General features: G+C 60.9%; 16 protein-coding genes. 8 read left to right on the plus strand and 8 right to left on the minus strand.

Features of this window, described 5'->3' with window-relative positions:
- Positions 1-528 precede the first annotated feature (528 nt).
- The 3 genes from VJ698_RS02505 to VJ698_RS02515 are packed head-to-tail and all read left to right on the plus strand — an operon-like array spanning position 529 to position 5179.
- The gene (locus tag VJ698_RS02505; protein ID WP_324101081.1) at positions 529-2337 is read left to right on the plus strand and encodes a type I secretion system permease/ATPase; all 1809 of its coding nucleotides are present in this window, start codon (positions 529-531) and stop codon (positions 2335-2337) included.
- Positions 2334-3710, plus strand: coding sequence for an HlyD family type I secretion periplasmic adaptor subunit (locus VJ698_RS02510; protein WP_324101082.1), 1377 nt, complete (start codon positions 2334-2336; stop codon positions 3708-3710). The genes VJ698_RS02505 and VJ698_RS02510 overlap by 4 nt, the downstream gene beginning before the upstream one ends.
- A gap of 2 nt (positions 3711-3712) precedes the next feature.
- Entirely contained in the window at positions 3713-5179 is a 1467-nt protein-coding gene (locus VJ698_RS02515) for a TolC family outer membrane protein (protein ID WP_324101083.1), read from the plus strand.
- Between the two features lie 306 nt (positions 5180-5485).
- Here VJ698_RS02515 and VJ698_RS02520 read toward each other — a convergent pair whose 3' ends face one another.
- Together VJ698_RS02520 and VJ698_RS02525 are read right to left on the minus strand one after the other, a co-directional pair.
- Complete coding sequence (locus VJ698_RS02520; RefSeq protein WP_324101084.1) at positions 5486-7546, minus strand: DUF4214 domain-containing protein; 2061 nt, start codon at positions 7544-7546, stop codon at positions 5486-5488.
- Positions 7547-7693: 147 nt separating this feature from the next.
- Positions 7694-8548 carry a sulfurtransferase gene (locus VJ698_RS02525; protein WP_324101085.1) on the minus strand — a complete coding sequence of 285 codons (855 nt, stop codon included), beginning with the start codon at positions 8546-8548 and terminating at the stop codon, positions 7694-7696.
- A 230-nt stretch (positions 8549-8778) separates the two neighbouring features.
- On the opposite strand from VJ698_RS02525, the gene dnaE reads away from it, so the two are divergent.
- Entirely contained in the window at positions 8779-12231 is a 3453-nt protein-coding gene (gene dnaE / locus VJ698_RS02530) for a DNA polymerase III subunit alpha (RefSeq protein ID WP_324101086.1), read from the plus strand.
- Positions 12232-12512: 281 nt separating this feature from the next.
- Here dnaE and VJ698_RS02535 read toward each other — a convergent pair whose 3' ends face one another.
- Positions 12513-13184 carry a GNAT family N-acetyltransferase gene (locus VJ698_RS02535; protein WP_324101087.1) on the minus strand — a complete coding sequence of 224 codons (672 nt, stop codon included), beginning with the start codon at positions 13182-13184 and terminating at the stop codon, positions 12513-12515.
- A gap of 25 nt (positions 13185-13209) precedes the next feature.
- Complete coding sequence (locus VJ698_RS02540) at positions 13210-13593, minus strand: DUF2917 domain-containing protein (protein WP_324101088.1); 384 nt, start codon at positions 13591-13593, stop codon at positions 13210-13212.
- 127 nt (positions 13594-13720) lie between these two features.
- On the opposite strand from VJ698_RS02540, the gene VJ698_RS02545 reads away from it, so the two are divergent.
- Both VJ698_RS02545 and VJ698_RS02550 read left to right on the plus strand, forming a co-directional pair.
- Positions 13721-14626 (plus strand): LysR family transcriptional regulator, encoded by a 906-nt coding sequence (locus VJ698_RS02545; RefSeq protein WP_324101089.1) that lies wholly within the window; start codon positions 13721-13723, stop codon positions 14624-14626.
- A gap of 140 nt (positions 14627-14766) precedes the next feature.
- Complete coding sequence (locus tag VJ698_RS02550; RefSeq protein ID WP_324101090.1) at positions 14767-15960, plus strand: glycosyltransferase; 1194 nt, start codon at positions 14767-14769, stop codon at positions 15958-15960.
- A gap of 227 nt (positions 15961-16187) precedes the next feature.
- On the opposite strand, the gene VJ698_RS02555 is transcribed toward VJ698_RS02550, so the two are convergent.
- From VJ698_RS02555 to VJ698_RS02570, 4 genes are all read right to left on the minus strand, one after another.
- Complete coding sequence (locus tag VJ698_RS02555) at positions 16188-17018, minus strand: glycosyltransferase family 2 protein (RefSeq protein ID WP_324101091.1); 831 nt, start codon at positions 17016-17018, stop codon at positions 16188-16190.
- Complete coding sequence (locus VJ698_RS02560; protein WP_324101092.1) at positions 17015-17821, minus strand: glycosyltransferase family 2 protein; 807 nt, start codon at positions 17819-17821, stop codon at positions 17015-17017. Before VJ698_RS02560 ends, VJ698_RS02555 begins: the two co-directional genes overlap by 4 nt.
- 33 nt (positions 17822-17854) lie before the next feature.
- The gene (locus tag VJ698_RS02565) at positions 17855-19174 is read right to left on the minus strand and encodes an O-antigen ligase family protein (RefSeq protein WP_324101093.1); all 1320 of its coding nucleotides are present in this window, start codon (positions 19172-19174) and stop codon (positions 17855-17857) included.
- Positions 19175-19305: 131 nt separating this feature from the next.
- Positions 19306-19464, minus strand: coding sequence for a hypothetical protein (locus VJ698_RS02570; RefSeq protein ID WP_324101199.1), 159 nt, complete (start codon positions 19462-19464; stop codon positions 19306-19308).
- On the opposite strand from VJ698_RS02570, the gene msbA reads away from it, so the two are divergent.
- Together msbA and VJ698_RS02580 are read left to right on the plus strand one after the other, a co-directional pair.
- On the plus strand, positions 19427-21163 hold the full coding sequence (gene msbA, locus VJ698_RS02575) for a lipid A export permease/ATP-binding protein MsbA (RefSeq protein ID WP_324101094.1): 1737 nt from the start codon (positions 19427-19429) through the stop codon (positions 21161-21163). The genes VJ698_RS02570 and msbA overlap by 38 nt on opposite strands.
- Complete coding sequence (locus VJ698_RS02580) at positions 21163-21753, plus strand: peroxidase-related enzyme (protein ID WP_324101095.1); 591 nt, start codon at positions 21163-21165, stop codon at positions 21751-21753. The genes msbA and VJ698_RS02580 overlap by 1 nt, the downstream gene beginning before the upstream one ends.
- Positions 21754-22125: the final 372 nt, after the last annotated feature.

Raw genomic sequence — 22125 nt, forward strand, 5'->3', positions numbered from 1 at the left:
GAGGTTATTAAAATTGCCAAGAAAAAACATTGATAGGCGTCAATTCGCGCCAGCAATCGTGGCCTGTCGCACCTGGATATGCGGCCTATACCGAGGCAATCGGGAGCCATCGCTGCCGCGTGTTTGGCAGAAACCGTAAATGGGGTTTGACAGTTCGCCAGGACGACGGAAATTGCCTTGCGTGAAGGCCGAACTATGGCGGGGAAAAGCGGGTTGACCGGTGAAGGAGAGGGCGGGAAATGTTGGCTTCTTGCGTCACATTCGGGTGTCGTCAATCCCCAACATGTAAAAAGTTGTTAGAAAACATTTCGCTGTGGTAAGCTTCAAAAAATGTGATGTACGTCACATTTTTTGAGGGGCGGGAAAGTCTTCGTGAGCCGGTCGATTGTCTTCGCGAAGGCCGGGTTTGTCGAAGCAACACGCCTCTCATTTGCTGCTGTAGGCCGTGGTGCGGTGCTCTTGTCTGTTGAGTCGCCAGCGTTGCGCAACATTTTCTCATGGGGTTGCACGGGAGTGCAAAAAATTCAGATGAAACCCAAATTCCAGGTTCCAAAAAACGAAATCGCGCAGGCGCTGGTGAGCTTCAAGAGCGCGTTTCGTACTGTCGGCGTGTTCAGCGCGATCATCAACATGCTGATGCTGGTGCCCTCGATCTACATGCTGCAGGTGTACGACCGCGTGGTGCCGAGCCGCAATGACGTGACGCTGTTGATGCTGACGCTGATGATGATGGGTGGCTATGCCTTGATGGGCGCGCTTGAATTCATCCGCAGCTTTGTCCTCGTTCGCGTTGGCGCGAAGCTGGACATGCATCTGAACAAGCGTGTCTATACGGCGGCTTTCGAACAGAACCTGAAGCGTGGCGGCGGCAATGCAGGCCAGTCGCTGCATGACCTGACCAATATCCGCCAGTTCCTCACCGGGAACGCGCTGTTCGCCTTCTTCGACGCGCCCTGGTTCCCGATCTACCTGATCGTGATTTTCTTCTTCGACATGTGGCTTGGCGTGTTCGCGCTGTGCGGAACTGCGATCATCGTCGGGCTCGCCTTTGTCAACGAATTTGTGTCGCGCAAGCCGCTGTCGGAGGCCAATGCGATGTCGATTGCTTCGGGCACGCTGGCCACCAACAACCTGCGCAATGCCGAGGTGATCGAGGCCATGGGCATGCTGCCCAACCTGATGCATCGCTGGTTCAAACTGCACGGCAAGTTCCTGACCCTGCAGGCGGAAGCGAGCGAGAAGGCAGGCATCGTGAGCGCCATCTCGAAATTCTTCCAGGTGTCATTTCAGTCAGGCGTGCTGGGCTTTGCGTCGCTGCTGGTCATCGACGGCAAAATGACGGCAGGCATGATGGTGGCGTCCTCCATCCTTGTGGGCCGCGCGATGAGCCCGGTGCAGATGCTGATTGGCGTCTGGAAGCAATGGAGCAGCACGCGCAGCGCCTACCAGCGCCTGACGCAACTCCTCGAAGCGAATCCGCCGCGCCACGGTGGCATGTCTCTGCCCAAGCCAAGCGGCATGATATCCGTGGAGGCCGTGACGGCGGCGCCTCCCGGCATGCCGGTGGCGGTGCTCAAGAATCTCAGCTTTGCCATTCAACCGGGTGACGCACTTGGCATCATCGGCCCGAGCGGTTCGGGCAAGTCGACCCTTGCGCGCCTGCTGGTCGGCGTGTGGCCGGCAGCCGGCGGCAAGGTGCGCCTCGACGGAGCAGACGTCTACCAGTGGAACAAGGATGAGCTGGGGCCGCACGTGGGCTATCTGCCCCAGGACATCGAGCTGTTCGCGGGGACGGTGGCGGAAAATATCGCGCGCTTCGGCGAGGTCGATTCCGAACAGGTCATCCTGGCGGCAAAACGTGCGGGCGTGCACGACATGATCCTGCATTTCCCGAAGGGTTATGACACGCAGCTTGGAGACGGCGGCGCCGGTCTGTCGGGCGGACAGAAGCAGCGCATCGGCCTGGCGCGCGCCATGTACGGCGATCCTTCGCTGCTGGTGCTCGATGAACCCAATTCCAACCTCGACGATGTGGGCGAACAGGCGCTGCTGATGGCAATCAATGACTTGCGCCAGCGCGGCAAGACGATCGTGCTGATCACGCACCGTACCAGCGTCATCGGCATCACCAACAAGCTGCTGTTGCTGCGAGAAGGCACGGCGCAGATGTTCGGACCGACCAACGACGTCCTCAAGGCATTGGCCGAGGTGAACCAGAAGCAGGCGCTGGCGGCCCAGCAGGCACAGCAGCAGGCGCAACTCGCGCGCCAGCAACAGATGGAAGCACAAAGCAAGGCCGCAGAGACGACGGAAGCGGCAGTCATTGAACAGGAATGATGATGCGCAAACTATTTACCAATAAACAGGCGAAAGAGACGACGCCCATCGACGTGACGGCGACCGAAGTGGTGGTGCCGATCGAGGTCAATACCGACGCGAGCAGCTACAGCCGCCTCGGCTGGCTGATCGTGCTGCTGGGCGTGGGTGGGTTCTTTCTCTGGGCGACGATCGCGCCGCTGGACAAGGGCGTGCCGGTGAACGGTACGGTGACGGTGTCCGGCAATCGCAAGGCGATCCAGCACCTGACTGGCGGAACGGTGGAGGATATCCTGGTCAAGGAAGGTGACCAGGTCAAGGCAGGGCAGGTCCTGGTGCGCATGAACGACGTGCAGGCCAAGGCCAATGCAGAGATGACACGGGTGCAGTACTTCACTGCGCGTGCCACCGAAGCCCGTCTGCTCGCCGAGCGCGACGGGAAAAAGTCGGTGAGCTTCCCGGCCGAACTCACGAATGCGAAATCGGATGCGCGCGTCGCAGCCAACATCGAGCTGCAGAACCAGTTGTTCACGTCGCGCCAGTCTGCGCTTCAGAACGAACTGGCGGCGTCGGAAGAAACGGTCGCCGGCCTGAAATCGCAGTTGCGCGGCCTGGAAGAATCCCGCGATACGCAGAAGGAGCAGCAGAAGATTCTGAAGGAGCAGCTCAATGACCTGCGCGACCTGGTAAAGGACGGCTACGTCGCCCGCAACCGCGTGCTGGACCTGGAGCGCACCTATGCGCAGATCAATGGTGCCATTGCCGAAACGATCGGCAATATCGGCCGTACGCAGCGCCAGATCCAGGAACTCGGCTTGCGCCGCATCCAGCGCCAGCAGGAATACCAGAAGGAAGTGCGGACGCAACTATCGGATGTGCAGAAGGAGGCGGAAGCACTCGAGAATCGTCTGAAGAGCCAGGATTTCGACCTTGCCAATGTCAATGTGAAAGCGCCCGTGGATGGCACGGTGGTGGGGCTGACGGTCTTTACGCGCGGCGGCGTGGTCGGGTCGGGCTTCAAGATGATGGATATCGTGCCGAGCGATGATCCCTTCATTATCGAAGGCATGGTGCCGGTCAACCTGATCGACAAGGTGCACGCGGGCTTGCAGGTCGAGCTGAATTTTGCGGCCTTCAATCGAAACAAGACGCCCCAGATCCCGGGCGTGGTCAAGCAGGTGTCGGCCGACCGGCTGGTGGATGAGAAGTCGGGCATGCCGTACTACAAGATGCAGGCCCAGGTCACACCGGAGGGCAAGAAGCTGCTGGCGAACCTGCGGGTGCGGCCGGGCATGCCGGTGGAGGTGTTCATCAAGACTGGTGAGCGGACCATGATGAGCTATCTGTTCAAGCCGATGATTGATCGTGCCGGAACAGCGCTGACTGAGGAGTGAGCGTGGTGCGAATCCTGAAACCGCGAGTGCTGGCTTCCGCACTTGCATCACTCTTCCTGTTGCAGGGCGGTGGCGCATCCGCGATGGGCCTGATGCAGGCCTACGAGGCTGCCTTGCAAAATGATCCGACCTATCAATCGGCACGCCACGAGAACGAAGCAGGACAGCAATACAGGGCGTTGGGCCGCTCCAACCTGTTGCCCAACGTGTCGGTCAGCTATTCGAAGAACAAGAACCGGGCCGACATCACGCAGCCGAATTTCCTGGGAAAGTTGAGTACCTCGCATCCGGAGTACACGAGCGAGTCCAAGGTGCTTGGCTTGCGGCAGCCGATCTTCAATCTGGACGGCCTTGCGCGCTACCGTGAAGGGATTGCACAGGCCAATCTGAGCGATGCGCAATTCTCCACCAAGAGCCAGGATCTTGCGCTGCGCCTGGTGGGAGCCTACGCGGATGCGAAGTTCGCCGAGGACCAGCTTGCGCTGGCAACGGCGCAACGCGAGACCTTCGCCGAGCAGAAACTGGCCAACGAGCGCATGTTCGAGAAGGGTGAAGGCACCCGCACAGACATGCTGGAAACCCAGGCCAAGTTCGACCTGGCGGAAGCGCAGCTGATTGAATCGCGCGACAACCTCACGACGGCGCGCAACAATCTCACCGCGATCATTGGCGGCGAGGTAACGCAGCTGGATGGATTGACCGACAGCTTCCGCGTCCAGGCCATGCAGCCGGCGACATTCGAGGAATGGAAGACGATTGCGATGGAACGCAATTCGGAGATTGCCACGCAGCGCTACAACGTCGAAGCCGCCGAACAGGAAATCGCGCGCAACCGCGCCGGGCATGCGCCGCGCCTCGATTTCGTCGCGCAGTACAGCAAGAGCGATTCGGAAACCTTGAGCACCTTGAACCAGGATGCGACGAACCGTGCCATCGGTCTGCAATTGAGCATCCCCATATATTCCGGCGGTTCGGTCAGCGCTGCGACTGCCCAGGCTGTGGCCAACCACCAGAAGGCAAAGTCCGACCTCGATGCAAAGACCAGTCAGGTCCTGGTGGAGTTGCGCAAGGAATACAACCTGGTGCTGAGCAGCGCATCGCGCATCGATGCCATGGTGAAGTCGGTCAAGTCGGCCGAGGCATTGGTCCTGGCGACGAAGCAGAGCGTCAAAGGTGGCGTACGCGTCAACCTGGATGTGCTGAACGCGCAACAGCAGTTGTTCTCCGCGCGGAAGGACCTGGCACAGGCGCGCTACAACTACCTGCTCGCCTACCTGCGCCTGCGCTTCGCAGCCGGAACGCTGACCGCTGAGGACCTGCAAACCGTGGCTGGCTATTTCGTGCCGTCATCGGGCAACAACGCAACCACAGCGGCTGTCCCGGTTTCCGTCCCCGGCGTGCTGTCCAAGGATGCAGTGAACAAACCGCGGCCGGATTCAAGGCCATCGCCAGCTCAAGCTAAAGGCTGAGGCTCAGTAAGTGGACTGAAGACGACGTAGTGTCCACGAAAAACACTCGGCGTGCCCCACGAAAAACACGAACGAGATGGAAAATTTTCGTGTCTTTCGTGGGGCACGCCGAGTGTTTTTCGTGGACAAATCAAACGGCACACATCTGGTCACGGAGATCGATGAGCCGCAGAAAAGGCGTCGTCCACAAAAGACACAAAAAACACAAAGTATTTCCGTGTCTTTCGTGTTTTCCGTGGACAAGAAAAACCACAGCAACCAATGAGGAGGCGCAAGAGATGATCATCATCCTTGCGCCTCTTTTTTTTACAGCTTCCGTGCGATGAAGCCGCCGAGCATGGTTGCGCCTGTCGCTGTATTGCGCAGCGTGAACGCGCCACCGATTTCCTCGGGGCCGGTGCCCGTTGTTCCACCGGTGACGGCAGGGCCGAAGAAGCGGCCGCTCAGCCCGCCGGTGAAGGCGCCGATGTTGACGCTGGCGGTGAAGTAATTCGCGACGTTCGTTCCCGCTCCGCCCATGGCTGCCGCGACATAGCTCGGCGTGTCGATGCGTGCCCCGGTGGAGTTGTAGGTGACTGCGTTGGCGAATGCGACATTCACCCGGCGCGTGGCGAAGTCGACGGTGATGGTTGCGATGCCGCGGAACACGGTCGGATCAACCGTGGCGCTACTGCTGCCGTCCCAGCCGTAGACGATGCCGGAATAGGTCGCGGTGCCTGATTGCGGAACGCTGGCCATCTCGGATACCTGGCCAAAGGTCATCAGGCCGCGACGGTTCTTGTTGTGTTCGTCGGTGGTGGCTCCCCAATCAGCCATCTGGACCGTGTCCTGCGTGATCCAGGTGGCGAGGTTCGCATAGTGCAGACCCCAGTTGAAGATCTGGCGGTAGCCCTTGGCGCCCGGGAAGGGCACGCCAAAACCGTTTCCGCCAGGGAGGTAGGTCGGACTACCGTCGGCATTGGGAAGGCCGTTGCCGGCGTGGATGTCGCCGTCTTCATGCAGGCGGGTTGCGCTGGTCGCATCCGGGTTCTTGCCGTCCGAAGATTGCCAGTGGCCGGCCACGAAGTGGATGCCATCGCTTTCCGTCGTCGGGCACGAGGTAATACTGGCGTCGCAGCGTGGCGGATTGCCGGTGCGCGGGAAGTAGGCGTTGTTGGCGTAATTCCCTTGTGTTGCCGCGACGCCTGCCGTCGCATAGTTGTAGAAGCTGAGGTCGGTGCTCGCCGGCAGCGCGCTGACGGTCACCGCACCGTTTGTGCCAAGCTGCACGCGCCCTTGCGTCTTCTGGAAGGTCTCGATGATCTGCGGACGTTCGGTCTTGCCGTCCCACATCAGCCCCAGGTCTTTCAGCAGCAGCGCGACGGTGGATACCGTGCCGGCAGTGTCCTTGGCCAGACGCACTTCTGCCATGCCTGCCGAAGAGGCCGCCAGGCCGTAGGCGCCGGTCTTGGTCGGGTTCGGCGTCAGCAGGTCGCTGGTCGAGTGCCCGAGCACCTGTACGCCGGAGCTCGTCAGGGCGACACCATTCTCAGTGCGGACTACGCTGTTTCCGCTGCAGAGCGTATTCGCACCATCCGGACAGGACATGGTCAGGGTGGCAGCGGCGGGCGGCGCCGGAATTTCGCTTGCCGCCGGTGCGCTCGCGGCTTGTCTCAGTAGCGCGATTGCCTGTGTCACTGCGGCCTGAATAGACGCTGCATCGCTGCTGGCGCTGATGCCGGCGAGCATGTCACGCGCGATCGCGGCGGCGTTGTCACCCTTGTACACATTGACCAGGTCGGGTGTAGAGAGCGCCGAGGTAAAGGTGGTTGCCGCCTGGATGCGCTTGTTGATCAGCATCCCATCGGCCAAGCCTTGCGTGGTCTTGTTCGCCAATGCGCCCGCCATGATGGAGAAAGAGGCATTGGCACGCGTCAGCCCGCCCTTGTCGACGGCATTGATCCAGAAGTTCAGACCCTCGGTATCGGGAGCACGATGCAGGACATTCCAGTAGATCGAGGTGATGAAGGTCGTCGTGTCTCCGGGGTAGAGCGACTTCGATTCATCGCTGTTCCCGAATCCGTTCACCAGCGCCTGCACCGTCGTGTTGCTGCCGTAGGCAGTGTTCAATGCCTGGATATCGGTGCTCGCTTGCAAGGTGTTGAGCTGCGCAGCGAAATTCGTGAGACCGCCGGGATCGGCCGGGCGACCAAAGTAGGCGACGTACAACTGCTGGACGATCGGCTGGTAGTCGGAAACAGTGACTGCCTGAGGTACCGATGTTGTCTGTCCCTTGAGTGTGGAACTTGTCAGGTCGCCGGGAGAGTCTCCTCCGCATCCTGCAAGCAAAAGTGCAACGAGGAAAGAACCTCCTATCGCATATCTCATGACTATCTCCCTGATGAGCAACCCTGATGGATAACAAAGGGAAATATAGTCGGCGTGGAAACCGTCCTTTTGCGATAGATAAAGAGATGATGCTTTTTATCAGCTTGAACGGCGAAAAGATTTCCAGGCGCTAACGATCTGGACGAATCAGCCTGGCAATGATTCTCTCGTGCAATGCGGACACGACTTCCCGGGAACGTAATGCGGCGATGACTGTTCGCTCGGCGTGACGACCGCGCGGCAGGCGAAGCACTGTCTGGTGCCGGCCGGCTCCAGTTGCGGATTCAGAGCGGTCCTGTAGTCGAACACGAAGCACTCGCCGGTGTAATGCGCGCCGCCGACTTCTTCGAAGTATTTCAGGATGCCGCCATCGAGCTGGTACACGCTCTCGTAGCCGACGTTCTGCATGTGGATCGCTGCCTTCTCGCAGCGAATGCCGCCGGTGCAGAAGGTCACGACCGTCTTGCCTCTGAGCTCATCCTTGTGATGCGCCACGGCTTCAGGAAATTCGCTGAACTTGCCGATGCGGTAATCGATGGTGTTGCGGAAAGTGCCGACATCAACTTCGAATGCGTTGCGCGTGTCCATCATCACGACCGGCTTGCCGTCGTCGTCGTGCCCCTGGTCGAGCCAGCGCTTGAGGGTCTGGGCATCGACCGCCGGCGCACGGCCTTCTTCCGGCCTGATCAAGGGGTGCTTCATCGTGATGATCTCGCGCTTGAGCTTGACCAGCATGCGCGTGAAGGGTTGACGGTCGGAGAGGCTTTCCTTCACTGCGATGTCGGCGAAGCGTTCATCCGCACGCAGCCAGGCGAGGAAGCGGTCGATCGGTTCGCGCAGGCCGGCGAGGAAGAGATTGATGCCTTCGGGGCTGAGCAGGATTGTGCCTTTCAGGCCGAGTTCTTCGCACAGCGCGCGGAATTGCGGGCGCATTTCGGCCGTATCGTCGAAGGTGACAAATTTGTAGGCGGCGATGTTGACGTAGGTGTTGCTGGGAGACATGAAATGCAAGGGATGTGTGGGGTGCGGTGTGCGCACGGGGCATCTGGTGGCTGGACGCCGAACCTCGGGCTGAACATTGTGCTACCCGCAGGCGAAAGTTCATGATCTGGGGCCATTATAGATGCGATGGACGGAATACCTGAGCGTATCCTTTCTCCATGCGTTTCATGCAATATGCAACAGCTTCCCAATTGCCGATCGGAACCCTCCGGGCGCGGTAAAATAGCGTGATGACCACGCCGCAATTCACCCACCTCCGTCTCCATACCGAATACTCGATCGTCGATGGCCTCGTGCGCATCGATGATGTTGTCAAAACAGCTGCCAAGGACGGGCAGCCCGCGCTTGCCATCACCGATCTCGCCAACCTGTTTGGCATGGTGAAGTTCTACAAGGCAGCGCGCGGCAAGGGCATCAAGCCGATCGCCGGCTGCGACGTGTGGATCACCAATGACGATGATCGCGACAAGCCCTCGCGCCTCCTGCTGTTCGTGAAGAATCGCAACGGCTATCTGCAGTTGTGCGAACTGCTGACCAAGGCATGGCTGACGAACGTGCATCGCGGTCGCGCCGAAATTCGCACGGAGTGGCTGGAGAACGGTGGCGCTGCTGACCTGATCGCGCTGTCGGGCGCGCACGCCGGCGACGTCGGCATCGCCATCGACAATGGCAACCCTGAAGCTGCGGAACGTTGCGCGCAACGCTGGGCGCAGATCTTCCCGAATCATTTTTATATCGAAATCCAGCGTTATGGCCAGCCCAACATGGAAAGCCATGTGCGGCAGGCGGTGGCGCTCGCAGCGAAGCTGAAGCTTCCCGTCGTTGCGACGCATCCGATGCAGTTCCTGAAGACGGAAGAGTTCATCGCGCACGAGGCGCGCACCTGTATCGCGGAAGGCGAGATTCTTGCCAACCCGCGCCGCGTGAAGCGCTTCAACGAGCAGCAGTGCTTCAAGACGCAGGCCGAGATGGCGGCGCTGTTCGCGGACATGCCGGCGGCCTTGCAGAACTCGGTCGAGATCGCGAAACGTTGTAACCTTCAGCTGGAACTGGGCAAGCCGAAGCTGCCGCTGTTCCCGACACCGGATGGCATGTCGCTCGACGACTTCCTCGTGCAGCAGGCGAAGGAAGGCCTGGAAGTGCGCCTGCGGCAGCTGTATCCGGACGACGAGAAGCGCGAGAAGAACCGGCAGCGCTATGAGGCACGCCTGAAGTTCGAGATGGACACAATCATCAAGATGGGCTTCCCTGGCTACTTCCTGATCGTGGCGGACTTCATCCAGTGGGGCAAGAACAATGGCGTGCCAGTCGGGCCGGGCCGCGGCTCCGGCGCCGGCTCGCTGGTGGCCTATGCGCTGAAGATCACCGACCTCGATCCGCTGGCCTACAACCTGCTGTTCGAACGCTTCCTGAATCCGGAGCGCGTGTCGATGCCTGACTTCGATATCGACTTCTGCCAGGAGAACCGCGACCGCGTCATCCAGTACGTGAAGGACCGCTACGGCCGCGATGCGGTGTCGCAGATCGCCACCTTCGGCACGATGGCGGCGAAGGGTGCAGTGCGTGACGTGGGCCGCGTGCTCGACATGGGCTACAACTTCTGCGACGGCATCTCCAAGCTGATTCCGTTCAAGCCCGGCAAGCAGGTGTCGATCGCCGAGGCGATCGAGGAAGAGCCGCTGCTCAAGGAACGCATGGAGAAGGAGGAAGAGGTCAAGCAACTGCTCGATCTCGCGCAGCAGGTGGAAGGCATCACGCGCAACATCGGCATGCATGCCGGCGGCGTGCTGATCGCACCCGGCAAGCTGACCGATTTCTGTCCGCTCTACACGCAGGGTGGCGATACCGGCGTGGTGTCGCAGTACGACAAGGACGATGTGGAAGCCGTCGGCCTGGTGAAGTTCGACTTTCTTGGCTTGACCACGCTGACGATCCTCGACCGTGCGGTGCGCTACATCAAGATGCTCGATCCGGCGCAGCAGGGTTTCGACCTGGCGAAACTGCCGCTGAACGACAAGCCATCCTACGAACTGCTGACCAAGGCCAAGACGGTCGCCGTGTTCCAGCTGGAAAGCCGCGGCATGCAGGGCATGCTGAAGGATGCACGCCCCGACCGCTTCGAGGACATCATCGCGCTGGTGGCCCTGTACCGACCTGGTCCGATGGACCTGATCCCCGATTTCTGCAAGCGCAAGCACGGCGAGAAATTCGATTATCCCGATCCGCGCACCGAAGGCATCCTGTCCGAAACCTACGGCATCATGGTGTACCAGGAGCAGGTGATGCAGATGGCGCAGGTGATCGGCGGCTACTCGCTTGGCGGCGCGGACTTGCTGCGGCGCGCGATGGGCAAGAAGAAGGCGGAAGAGATGGCCGAGCATCGCCAGATCTTCCGGGAGGGCGCGGCGAAAAATGGCCTGTCGCAAGAGAAGGCCGACGAGATCTTCGACCTGATGGAAAAGTTCGCAGGCTACGGCTTCAACAAGTCGCACGCCGCCGCGTACGCCTTGCTGTCGTATCACACCGCCTACCTGAAGGCACACCATCCCGCCGCGTTCATGGCGGCCAACATGTCGCTCGCGATGGATGATACCGACAAGGTGAAGATCCTTGTCGAGGACGCGATCGACATCTGCGGCCTCAAGATGCTGCCGCCGGACATCAATCAGTCGGATTACCGCTTCATGCCGGTCGGGGAACCGGGCAAGAAGGCAACGCAGATCCGCTACGGCCTCGGCGCAGTCAAGGGGTCAGGGCAGCATGCGATCGAAGCGATCGTCGCCGCGCGTGAAGCCGGCGGGCCGTTCAAGGACCTGTTCGACTTCGTCAAGCGCGTGGACAAGAAGCAGATGAATCGCCGCACCATCGAAGCCTTGATCCGTGCCGGCGCGATGGACTGCTTCAACGTCGACCGCGGCATCCTGATCGCGTCGGTCAACTTTGCGATGGAATGCGCGGAGCAGGCCGAGGCATCCGCCAACCAGGTGAGCCTGTTCGGCGATGAAAACGACGGCATGGAATCGCCGCCGGAATACCTGAAGGTGCCGCCGTGGAGCGAGAAGCAGCGGCTGACGGAAGAGAAGGGCGCGCTCGGCTTCTACTTGTCGGGGCACTTGTTCAATGCGTATGCGCAGGAGGTGCGCAAGTTCGTCAAGACCAAGCTGGCGAACCTCGAACCTGCGCGGGACGCGCGCCTGTTGGCCGGTATCATCAGCGGCGTGCGCGTGCAGATGACCCAGCGTGGCAAGATGGTGATCGTCACGCTCGATGATGGCACGGCGACGGTTGACGTCACGGTGTTCAACGAGCTGTATGAACCGAACCGTCAGCTGTTCAAGGAAGACGAATTCCTCGCGGTGCAGGGCAAGGTCTCCGAGGATCGCTTCTCAGGCGGCCTGCGCGTGACGGCGGACAAGGTGATGGACATCGCCATGGCGCGCGTCCAGTTCGGTCGGCAGTTCTCCTTCGCGCTGGCGGCGCAGACCGATCCCTCGCAGATCAAGTCCGTCCTCTCTCCGTATCGTTCGGAAACCGGCCTGCCGCTGCTGATGCGCTACACGCGTGATGGCGTGGGCAGCTGCGAGATCCGCTGGCCGGACGACTGGCGCATCGCGCCGGCGGATGCGTTGAAGCAGATGCTGGCGGAGAAGCTGGGAGTGAAGGGCGCGGAGGTCGAATATTGAATGCGGAGTGAGATTCTTCCCGCGCATCATTCGAAACATCCGGGCGGGTAGACATACGATATTTGGCATAAGTCCGAAAGCATTTCGGCCTTCGCCTACGGGCCATGGCACCCAGCGATGCTCTCACCTCTCCCCGTCGTTCCCGCGAAGGCGGAAACCCATGGTTCGTTGGATACAGTCCTGCATGTGTTCTCGTCAACTCAGCATGGGTTCCCGCCGTCGCGGGAACGACGATTTGAGAGGCGAGGATTGAGTACTGCCACAAGGCGTTTTCTGCCTGGTTAGCCCGCAATCATCTCCGCCGGCCTGTCGCGCCCGTGCACTCTCTCCGCTTCCGCCAACGGAGAACACTTCCACGCCGGCACATCGAGTACTTTCCTTGCCTTCACCAGGTACGCGCCATCCTGGTGCCGCATCAGGCTGAAGCCCAGGCTCGGCATCAGGCGCAGCATCGCCCTGTTCTCCGCCAGGATGTCGCCTTCGATGCGTTCGAACCCGGCTGCGCGCGCCAGGCAAACGAGCGCCTGGATCAGTCGCGTGCCGAGGCCGTGGCGCTGCCAATCATCGCCGACGACCACCGCGAATTCGCATCGGGCCGGGTACGTATCCGCCACATACTGACCCATCGCGATCAGCTGTTCGCGGCCTTGTCCCTGGATCACGACAAGCAGCGTCATGGCGGAGGTGGGCGTATTGTGGGTGAAGCGGTCGAGCATCGTTGGCGTCAGTTCGTGTACGGGATAGAAGAAGCGGTGATAGCGGCTTTCCATCGATAGCCCGTGCACGAATGCCTGCATCATTTCGCCGTCGGATTCGCGCGCGGCGCGCAGTGTCGCCGTTGTGCCGTCGCGCAGGCGCCAGCTGTCGTGCAATGCACTGGGCAATCCCGAAGCGGGCGTCGAGGCGCGCAGGGTTTGTTTCCAGCATCGCGGGAAGGGGAGAAAACTCCACATGGCAGTCTCCTTGCCGGTGTCGGCTTCATGCCGGTGATGCCTGTTCGGCACGCAAGGTCAGCCGATGCGCCGTCGCTTTTCGGACGGCCTTGTCCGCAACGGTATCGTGCTGGATGCATATCTTCACTTCCTTCAGCGGCGACACCAGCGCATCTCCGTCGCGATCCAGCACGAAGCTTTCACCGGCCTGCAGGACGATGTCGCGGAGGTCGTGGTCCTGCGTGATCCATGCAGTGCCGGCGAGGACGCGCAAGGTCCAGCCGGCTGCGCGGTGCAGACGCAGGAACTGTGGTCCTTGCAGGTGGACGAGTTCGCCGGCGGGATCGGGCTTGAGGTGCGAAACGGATTCAGCTGCAGCGGGGTGCTTGAAGCTGCCGGCTGTGAAAGTCTTGTGGACTGTGGCATGCATGATGGTCTCCTTGGTCAGTGGAGCGTTTGGCTCCATGAAGCACAGTATGATTTGTTCTCGAGTATTTACAATTATGCAAATTGGAATAATATTGTTTCCAATGGTGGACAATTAGAGGGAGCCTGACATGGAACGGCTGGCGGAAATGATGACCTTTGCCAAGGTGGTGGAAACCAGGAGCTTCTCGGCGGCGGCGCAGGCGCTTGGCACGTCGAAGTCGCTCGTGAGCAAGCAGATCGGTAGCCTGGAGCTGGCCCTGGGTGTGCGCCTGCTGAACCGCACCACGCGGCGCATGAGCCTGACGGAAATCGGTACGGCGTATTACGAGCATTGCGCCCGCATCGCGCAGGAAATCGATGCGGCAGCGGAAACTGTGACGCATCTGCAGGCGGAACCGCGCGGCGTGCTGCGCATCACCTCGCCGGTGATCTTTTCATCGCTGCATCTCGCGCCGGCCCTGGGCTCCTTCCTGAAGCAGCATGCGCAGGTGGATGTGGAACTCGATGCGAGCGACCGCGTGGTCGACCTGGTGGAGGAGGGCTACGACCTCGCAATTCGCATCACCGACAATCCTTCGCCGAACATGATCGCACGCAGAATTGCGCCGGTGCGCTGGGTGACCTGTGCTTCACCCGACTACCTCGAACGCCACGGGACACCGCACACGCCGCAGGACCTGCGCCAGCATCATTGCCTGGTGTATCGCGGCATTCCGGCGTTGCGCAGCGGATGGCGCTACGGCGTGGGCAACAAGGAAATCGCCTTGCACCTGCAGGGCCGGTGTCGCGTCAACAGTTCGGAAGTGATGATCCAGCTCGCGCTCGACGGCATGGGCATCGTGCTGCTGCCGACCTACATCATCGGCCAGCACCTGAAGAGCGGACGCCTGCGCGAAATCCTGCCCGACAGCATCGCCAATCCCGGCACGTCACTCTTCGCGACCTACCTGCCCAACAAGTACATGCAGCCCAAGGTGCGCGCCTTCATCGATCATCTGATGGCATGTTTCGGCCCGGTGCCACCGTGGGATTAGCTGCCATGTTTTTCGTGTTCGGGACCGCTGTCGAACACGGTAGAATGGCGGCCTGAATCGACCCGCCGGTGCGCACGGGCATGGGAATGCACGCACGTGCAGCGAACGCGCGGGAACAACAAGAAAAAGGGTGGACGACTTTGCGCAAGATCCGTGTACTTTTCCATGTGACCCATCTGCGGCGCGGTGGCGGCATCGAGACTTCGCTGATGAGCTGGCTGCGCATTCTTGACCGCGACCGGTTTGCGGTCGGGCTGTCGATTGCCTATCCCACCGAGGACATGGAGAGCGTCTACCGCGAGCGGATTCCCGAGGATGTCGCGCTGCACATCCTCGGGCCCGAAGCCTGGCTGTCGCATTGCAGGAACCTGAAGATCAAGGGGCAGCTTCGCTGGCCCGGGCGGCTGTATGAGGAGGTGCTGCTGCCGCAGCTGCGCAAGCGGGTTTTCCGCGATCGCATCGGCGGCATCGCGGACAATTACGACGTCGTGATCGACTACGACATGTCGCTCGCGCGCTTCGCGCATGGATTCGGCAAGCCGCTCATCGGCATCAGTCATTTCAGCCTGTCGCAGCGCCTCTCCGCGAGCAAGCGCAAGTACCGCACGGCGTCCCGCTATTTCCAGCGCTACGACGCCATCGTCGCGATCTGCGATGCGATGCGCGATGAGGGACGGCAGATGTTCCCGGCGCTCGCCGAGCGCTTCACCACCTTGTACCCTGGGTTCGATCTGGTGGAGACGCATCGCCGCGCCAACGAGCCGGCGAACGATATTCCCGATGCGCCGTACATCGTTTCCGTCACCCGCCTCGAGGAGACGCAGAAGGATGTGACGACGCTGATCAAGGCCTTTGCCTCGCTGGTGAAGCGGCACAGGATCGATGAATCGATGCTGATCGTCGGCGAGGGCCGCCATCGCGCCGAGCTGGAGACGCTGTGCGACGAACTGGGCGTGCGCGACCGGGTGCGATTCTTTGGTTTCACGACGAATCCGTTGCCTTATGTTCGCGGCGCGCGGCTCAAGGTATTGAGTTCGAAGTTCGAAGGCTTGCCCACTGCGCTCATCGAGGGATTGATCGTCGGCCAGGTCCTCGTCAGCTCGGACTGCCCGACCGGGCCGAGGGAAATCCTGAACCATGGGAAGGCGGGGTTGCTGGCGCCTGTGGGGGATGCCGATGCATTGGCGGAGGCGATCCTGCGCGGATTGCGCGATGGCGAGTTGCGGGATGCCTTGTCTACGCAAGCGGCGATGCACGCGCAGACGTTTGGCGTGAATGCGTTCGGAGAACGGTTTGAGATGCTGGTGCAGCGGATGTTCGAGAAGGCGGCGTAGCGCCAACCACCTTGGACCTGCTCCTTCCCCTGGCAGGGGGAAGGTTGGGATGGGGGGAGTGATCGAGCAACAGACTGAGATAGTTCGACCAGTCTACCCCCACCCTAACGTTCCACCTCGCAGCTTGCGCGCTGCTCGGACTTCGCAGGCGCAACGCATGCGTTGCGAAACCCCTGCTACGTCCCCCTGCAAGGGGGAGGGGACCCTCATACAACGCACGCTACCAATTAGTTTGTCGCCAAACTGCTTTCGCCAAGCCCGCGTTCCGCGCGCATCTCCCGGCTTTCGATCCTGCGCAATACCTTCTGCCGGTTCGGGCTTTCCTGATCCCGTTTCGCTTCCCGATGCCACAAGTGCAGCACTTCGGTACTCCAGAATCCCTTTTTCCGGCGCACGCCCGCGTTATGCAGGCGTGCCACGAAATCCGCATCTTCATGGCCCCAGCCGGTGAAGGTTTCGTCGAAGCCGTTGACCATTTCGATGTCGCTGCGCCATGCCGCCAGGTTGCATCCCTTGATGCCGCGCCATTTGAAGCCCGGCACCTGGCGTTGCGGCATGTCGGGCAGGCGGAAGAACAGCGGCAGGATCTTGTTGGCTTCGCCCCTGGCGCGCTGCGCGAGCCAGAACGCCGGCCCCTGGTCGAGGATGGGCAGGCCGTTCACGACTTGCGCGGTGAGTTGTTCGCCAAGAAGGATGCGGCTGCCGGTCATCATCATGCCCGGTTGCGCCAGCATGCGATGACGTGCGACGAAATCGGCTTGCGGGACGCAGTCGCCGTCGAGGAAGATCAGGTAGCTGCCTTTGGCTTGCAGGATGCCCTTGTTGCGGATGGCGGACAGGCGGAAGCCGTCATCGGGATGCCAGACGTGGTGCAGCGGCACCGGCGACTTCGCGGCGAATTCCTCGACGAGCGCACGGGTCGGTGCTTTCGAGCCGTCATCGGCGACGATGATTTCGTAATGGCGATCGGTTTGACGCAGCAGGCCATCCAGCACGACGCGCAGCGCATCGGGCCGGTTGTAGGTGCTGACGATGACGGAGATGAGGAAATCGTTCACCGGCCTTCCTTTGTGTCGCCGGATGCCTTGCTCCTGGCCTGCTGTTCGAGTTGCCAGATCTTGAGGTAGCGGTAATAACTGCCTTCCGCGTTGGACACGGCCAGGGCGAGGCCATGCGCGCCGTCCAGCAGGCCGAGGCGGAAGAAATAGGTGCGAATGAAGGCCCAGAAGCCGTGCAGCAGCGCATCGAGCACCGTGGCGCGGCGGCCCTTTTCATAGGCCTGGCGCGCGGACAGCGTTGAGTAGCTGTCGACCTTCTGCAGCACCTGCGAGAAATCGAGGAAGCTGTAATGCAGCATCAGGCCGTTCAGGTGCTTCACTGTGCCGGACGGGAGCAGGCGTTCATGCACGATATGGTCGGAAAAACGGGCGGTGCCGCGGCGGAACAGGCGCGTGACGTAATCGGGAGTCCAGCCCGAATGTTCGATGAATCGGCCGCAATACCAGGAACGGCGGGAAATGTCGTAGGCATCGGCGGAAGGGTTGCGGATCACCGTGCGGATCTCGTCGGCGAGTTCCGGCGTGATGCGCTCGTCGGCATCGATGGAGAGCACCCATTCGCCGGTAGCCGCGTCCAGCGCGCGGTTCTTCTGCGGGCCGAAGCCTGGCCAGTCCGTTTCGATCACTACCGCGCCGGCCTTGCGCGCGATATCCACTGTGCCGTCCGTGCTGCCGGAATCGACCACCACGATCTCGTCTGCAAAATTGACGGAATCGAGACAGGCCTGAAGGTTCGCCGCCTCGTTTTTCGTGATGATGATGACCGAAAGCAGATTCCGTTCCCCGGGCGATGCGCTAGCCATGCCGTTTTCTTCCTGTGCAGAAATGACGCCGCATTATATAACTGCGGCTTCCCGGGATGGTTTCTCTGTCGCGCCGTCACCGGCCGAAGCCGCCACCGGCAGCTTCTGCACGACCATCATGGCAAAACCGAGTGTCAGGAAGGCGAACAGCGAGGTAGTCACCTGGCGATCGAACACATTGTCGCTGACTGCAAAGAGTGCAAAAGAGGCAATGACAATCAACCCGCCCGTAGCGGCGTTGGCGTCGAAGCCCGGCCGTGAAAGATGGCGCAGAAACAGCAGGGTCGGAGCAAAGAACAACCAGAGCAGATAGGCAATGCCGATGAGGCCGCCGGTGGCCAGCGCTTCCAGGTACTCATTGTGCGTCTGCGAGAAAATCGCAACGAATTCCGGTGCCTGGCCCAGCGCCACCATTTCCCTCAGATGAGGGCCGAACTGGTTCATGCCGACGCCGACAATGGGATGGGCGAGGAACAATGCCCAGGCCGCTTTCCACATGACCAGTCGTCCGCCGATCGAGGTGTTCAGGTCGCCGCTGCGCATCACCGACAATTCGCCGACGGTGAACACATAGCGTTCATGCAATTCTTCATGGAACAGTGCGAAGAGCAGGGCCAGCAAGAGGACCGTTATTCCCGCAGCGATCAGCCGGCGCCTGCGGTCGAGTAGCATGACCTTCGCGCCGGCGATGGCGCTGCCGACAACGAGCAGGGCCAGCCACGGTCCGCGGCTGCCAATCACCAGGCAACCCCCCAGTCCGACCAGCACTCCGGCTGCATGCCACAGGCGGAACCGACGCGGCAAACATCCGTCCAGCGCAGCCTGCAGGGCGAGCAGCGTGAATACGGTGGTCACCATGCCGAACTTGATCGAGCCCGACAGGCCCAAGGCATTGATGCCGAACATGCCATACGGCCGGTCGATGCCGAGTCCAACGCGTTGAAAAATGGCAAGTGCACCGGCGCCGATCGCCGCGGCGCTCAGGCCGCACCAGAACAGCCTGCGCGATGGCAGGACTGCAAAGCATGCCGCGATGCCAAGGAAGTACAGCAGGTGAACGCCGTTGTCCGCCGAGCTGATGATGCCCTTGTGGATCCAGATGCCGAGCAGCGAGTAGGGCAGGTAAAGGCCGAATGCCAAAACGACAGGTTTCATCTCTCCGTAGCCTGTCCGCACTTCCTTGCTGGTGCGCAAGAGATGGACGGCGATGGCCAGTAACGCAAGATAGGGCACCACCTTGATTTCAAAGGGAAAGACAAAAGTGAGCGGAAAGACGGCAAGCGACCAGAGGGCAAGCACGCTCACGAAGGGCGGAACGGGGACGCGCTTGGGGGAAATCGGGTAGACGGGCATGTTCTTGAATTCGGGGCAATGGCTTGCCGGGCATGTCGAAGGGGCAGTATATCAGCAGCACCTGCGCGCGATTTGCGCTGGGGATATGTTCATGGAATTCGCTGACGAAGGCGTGCGCGCATCCATATCCACTATAATTTGCCCTCAAGAAAAGCCGACGGCAACGGCATGCCGCCCGTGCTTTTTAATGCTTCCATGCTTCGGCGGCCTGCATGAAAGGCTGCCTGACCGCTTGATCCTGTTTTCTGATCCATGATAATCCCACCGAACCTGAGGCGGGTCGTCCACATGATTGCGCCTTACAAGGCGCGTCTTGCGCTGGCCTTTGTCGGAATGATACTGACCGCGACCACAGAGCCCACCCTGTCCGCGCTGATGAAACTCCTGCTGGACAAGGGCTTCGTCGCCAAGCCGACCTTCTCGCTCTGGCTGGTGCCGCTCTTCGTGATCGGCATTTTCGCACTGCGCGGCGTGTCGACCTTCATGACCACCTACATGATGACCTGGGTGTCGACGCGCCTCCTGAGCGAGCTGCGCCAGCAGGCCTTCAACCGCATCCTCGACGTGCCGCTCGGATTCTACGTCACCACCTCCGTCGGCCGCGTCATCAACTCGCTGATGTTCGAGGTCGAGCAGATCATCGACATGCTCAAGAACGTGCTGACCTCGATGATCCGCGACTCGCTCACCGTCATCGGCCTGCTCTCCTACCTGTTCTGGCTGAACTGGCGCCTGACGCTCATCACGCTGGTGCTGATTCCCGTCATCGGCGTCGTGGTGCGCCTGACCGGCAAGCGCCTGCGCAAGCTGACGCAGAATTACCTCACCATCAACGCGCAGCTCACGCAGGTGATCGAGGAGACCACGCGCGCCAACCAGGTGATCAAGATCTTCGGCGGGCACGAGTACGAGCGCTCGCGCTTCGAGGAGCGCTCCGCGCGCCAGCGCAGCTATTCGATGCGCATGGCCAGCACCTTCGCCGCGACCGTGCCGATCACGCAGGTCATCACCGCCTTTGCGGTGTCGATCGTGATCGTGATCGCCTTGCACCAGTCCAGCCAGGGGCAGGCGACCGTAGGCGACTTCGTGTCTTTCATCACTGCCATGCTGATGCTGCTCACGCCGCTCAAACACATTGCCGAAGTGAATGGCCCGCTGCAGCGCGGCCTTGCGGCTTCCGAGGTCGTGTTCGGCCTGATCGACGCGCCCATCGAGCGCACCAGCGGCAAGCCGCTGACAGGTCGGGCATCGGGCCGGCTCGATTTCGTCAATGTCGGCTTCGCCTACCCCGGCCAGTCGCAAGCGGCTCTGTCGCACGTCGACCTGAGCGTGCAGCCGGGTGAGACAGTGGCTTTCGTCGGCATGTCGGGCGGGGGCAAGTCGACACTGGTGAACCTGGTGCCGAACTTCTATTCCGTCAGCGAGGGCGAGATCCGGCTGGACGGCCAGCCGATCGAGCAGATCACGCTGGAAAGCCTGCGCGCGCAGATCGCGATGGTCAGCCAAAACGTGGTGCTGTTCGACGACACGGTGGCGGCCAACATTGCCTATGGCGATGCGCACCCGGACCGGGCCCGCGTCGAAGCGGCGGCAAGGGCGGCGCACCTGAACGACGTGATCGCCGCGCTGCCGGAAGGGCTGGAAACGACCATCGGCGACAACGGCAGCCGCCTGTCGGGCGGGCAGCGGCAACGCCTGGCGATCGCCCGTGCGATCTACAAGGATGCGCCTATACTGATCCTTGACGAGGCGACATCGGCGCTGGATACCGAATCGGAACGCGCGGTGCAGGCGGCGCTGGATGAATTGATGCGCGGACGCACCACGCTCGTCATCGCGCACCGCCTGTCGACGATCGAACACGCGGACCGCATTGTCGTGCTGGTCGGCGGCCACATCGTCGAAACCGGTTCACACGCGGAATTGCTGGAAAAGAATGGGGTTTACGCCAACCTGTATCACCTTCAATTTGAAAAGGAAACCGCATAATGTCCGAGCCCAAACCGATCTCCCGCTTCCCCGTCCCCGACATCGGCGAACTGCCGGAGGACATCCGCCAGATGATCCTGCAGGTGCAGGAAAAAGCCGGCTTCGTGCCGAATGTATTCCTGACGCTGGCGCACCGCCCGGCCGAGTTTCGCGCCTTCTTCGCCTATCACGACGCGCTGATGCTGAAGGAAACCGGCACGCTGACCAAGGCCGACCGCGAAATGATCGTCACCGCCACCAGCGCGAAGAACGGCTGCCTGTACTGTGTGGTCGCGCACGGCGCGCTGCTGCGCATCTACGCGAAGCAGCCGCTGGTTGCCGACCAGGTGGCGGTCAACCACCTTAAGGCCGACATCACCCCGCGCCAGAAAGCCATGCTCGACTTCGCCATCAAGGTCTGCCTGCACTCTCAGGACATCAACGACGACGATTACGCCGCACTGCGCAAGCATGGTTTCGAGGACGAAGACATCTGGGACATCGCCGCGATCACGGCTTTCTTCGGCCTGTCGAACCGCATGGCCAATGCAATTTCGATGCGACCAAATGACGAGTTCTTCCTGATGGGACGCGTGCCGCGGAATAAGTGACTGGTGACTGGGGTTTGTCCACGGAAAATACTTGGCATGCCCAACGAGAAACACTAAAAATCTTTCTGTCCAATGCGGTCGTTGAGTTTCAAGGATGGATGCGAAAGATTTTCCTTCCGTGTTTTTCGTGTTTTCCGTGGACCTCGCCTTTCGTGGGCGCGGCGCGTCAGCTACGAGTGTTTTTGGATGTCCACAGAAAACACGAAAAACACGGAAAATCTTTTTGTCTGATGCGGTCCTTGAGTTTCAAGGATGGATGCGAAAGGTTTTCCTTTCGTGTTTTTTGTGTTTTTCGTGGACTAGCCCTTTGCTGAGGCGGCGCATTAGTTACGAGTGTTTTTGGGATGTCCACGAAAAACACGAAAGGCACGA

Source organism: Noviherbaspirillum sp., assembly GCF_035254685.1.
In the GTDB taxonomy this organism is placed as follows: Bacteria; Pseudomonadota; Gammaproteobacteria; order Burkholderiales; family Burkholderiaceae_D; genus Noviherbaspirillum.